Consider the following 1984-nt stretch of genomic DNA (forward strand, 5'->3'; position numbering starts at 1 on the left):
GTTGTTGGCAATTTCATAGGCTATTTTGACCTCATAAGTGCCACGCTCAAAGGTATAAGTTTTGGTCACCTGAACATTGTCAGTGGTTCGAGTCAGTTTGACTGTCAGCTGATCCTGACCGGTTGGCAAAGTGTAGCGGCTCTCTGCTGCGCTATAGAGAGGTCTCTGATTCTGGTCGTTGGTGGGACCGTCGGTAGTAATCAGGCCGCTCTGAGCGGTATAGACACAGGTCACTTCACCTGGTGTACAGTCGGGTCTGTTGACCAGCAGCTGGAAAGGCGTGGCTTTCTCACCTTCTTCTGGCAGCCAGGCCGGGTACTTGGGCAGGCTGAGCCCAATAATGTCACCACCGGCCGGGTCGATCTGAAGGTTCAGAGTATCTGTTTTGACAGTAATCAGTTGAGCCGAGGCCTGAACCCTGGCATCCAGAATTTCCGGAGAAGAAGATGATGACGTGATAGTGGGTAAATCAGAACCACTTTGAGAAGTGGAGACATTAGCCACAACAGCGTCGCTGGCCGGCCGGGTCTGATTATAATCTTCATTCCATTGCTGAAGTGTAAATACACCAACAACGGCTATCGCACCTATCAAGAGTGTTCTTTGCAGATCCATGATGTCCGAGCCAAAGAGTCTTGGTGATGAATATGATCGTCTGATGACCGATGTTGCCTGTCCGAGGGAGCGGGCACCGGATCAAAACCTCCTGGATGCCAGGGATGGCAACGCAGCAGTCGTTTCAAGGTCAGAAAACTACCTTTCAGAAAACCATGATATTCGAGAGCTTCCTGTGAATAGCTGGAACAGCTTGGGTAAAAGCGACAATGCCTGCCCATAATGGGGCTCAGGCAGTAACGGTAGACCTTGATCAATCCCACGGCACTGCGTCTGGGCAAAAGCACTAGAAAATTCATCATGGGTCTGGTCATGTCGACTTTACTCTGTTTGTGCCGAATCGACAGGAAACATATCGGCTAATAATTTGAGTGGAGACAGTATGACTGGCTTTCTGAAGAGTGACTGGAGGTAGTAACTACCTCCACTGCCACGCAGCAGCACCATAGAGTGCCTGCTTCAGACTATGGTCCCCATTCAGGAAACCTTCTGCTCATTCCGACGTCCGGCCAGTTTAAACCATTGGTGGGTGAGCAGTTTATTGATATCGCAGCTTTCCAGCTCATCCAGACCTCTTCTGGCCAGAACAACGATATCGAGATTTCCCAGTTCGCTCTGATGAAGGCGAAAGGTTTCCCGGATATGCCGTTTGACTCGATTACGGCCGGTAGCTTTACGGATATTTTTTTTGGCAATCACCAGTCCCAGGCGGGGATGGTTAAGCTCATTCCTGCAAGCCAGTATCAGCAAATGGCGACTACTGACCTTGATATCCGTATGGTCGAAAACCTGCTTGAAATCAGCTGCTGAGCAAAGTCGCAAATTGCGACCAAAAGCGAAGCTCACCTGTCAATCCAAATCAGGCAGCCAGACGCTTGCGACCTTTGGCACGACGACGGTTGATAACCGCACGACCGTTCTTGGTAGCCATGCGAGCACGGAAACCGTGATTGCGCTTGCGCTTCAGATTGCTGGGCTGAAATGTTCTTTTCATGACGTTACTCGTTTTATCGATTTACAAAAAGACGGGCATTCTAAGTAATTGAGGGATTAGCGTCAATTTGCATTTGTCAAGAGTTTGCCACAGGGGTTGAGGGCTTAATCCTTAGAAGGCTGTCAGCTCTTTGCGGATATCAGAAGTGGCTAGTCAATAAGAGTATTTTTATAAGGGAAATTACGTTCTCTTATATATAGAGAAAAAACAGCATTCCAACGACTTAACATGCCTTTTTAAATAAAAAATATTTTTTGGCTAATTCAAGATAATGAAATACATATAGTACATATGTACTTGAGTAATGTTGTTTTGTTTTTTTTATGAATATTAAGCAGTCGTTTTTATGTGGATAAGTCTCATAAAGCCTGATAA

Annotated in this window: 4 protein-coding genes; all 4 read right to left on the reverse strand. The window is 46.9% G+C overall.

Features of this window, described 5'->3' with window-relative positions; all coding sequences use genetic code 11:
- The coding region (yidC, locus tag KDK16_RS04320; RefSeq protein WP_257274834.1) for a membrane protein insertase YidC at positions 1 to 615 on the reverse strand (615 nt) is incomplete at its 3' end.
- Positions 591 to 929, reverse strand: a complete 339-nt coding sequence (gene yidD / locus KDK16_RS04325; protein WP_373690719.1) for a membrane protein insertion efficiency factor YidD — start codon at positions 927 to 929, stop codon at positions 591 to 593. The genes yidD and yidC, both read right to left, overlap by 25 nt.
- Positions 930 to 1092: 163 nt before the next feature.
- Positions 1093 to 1461: a ribonuclease P protein component gene (rnpA, locus tag KDK16_RS04330; protein ID WP_257274835.1), complete on the reverse strand. Its 369-nt coding sequence runs from the start codon at positions 1459 to 1461 to the stop codon at positions 1093 to 1095.
- A 13-nt stretch (positions 1462 to 1474) separates the two neighbouring features.
- Entirely contained in the window at positions 1475 to 1609 is a 135-nt protein-coding gene (rpmH, locus tag KDK16_RS04335) for a 50S ribosomal protein L34 (RefSeq protein ID WP_257274837.1), read from the reverse strand.
- Positions 1610 to 1984 lie beyond the last annotated feature (375 nt).

Source organism: Endozoicomonas sp. SESOKO4 (genome assembly GCF_024606275.1).

Coding starts and splice junctions, on each gene's coding strand:
- yidD (WP_373690719.1), bottom strand. CDS start 929: ATGACCAGACCCATGATGAATTTTCTAGTGCTTTTGCCCAGACGCAGT.
- rpmH (WP_257274837.1), bottom strand. CDS start 1,609: ATGAAAAGAACATTTCAGCCCAGCAATCTGAAGCGCAAGCGCAATCAC.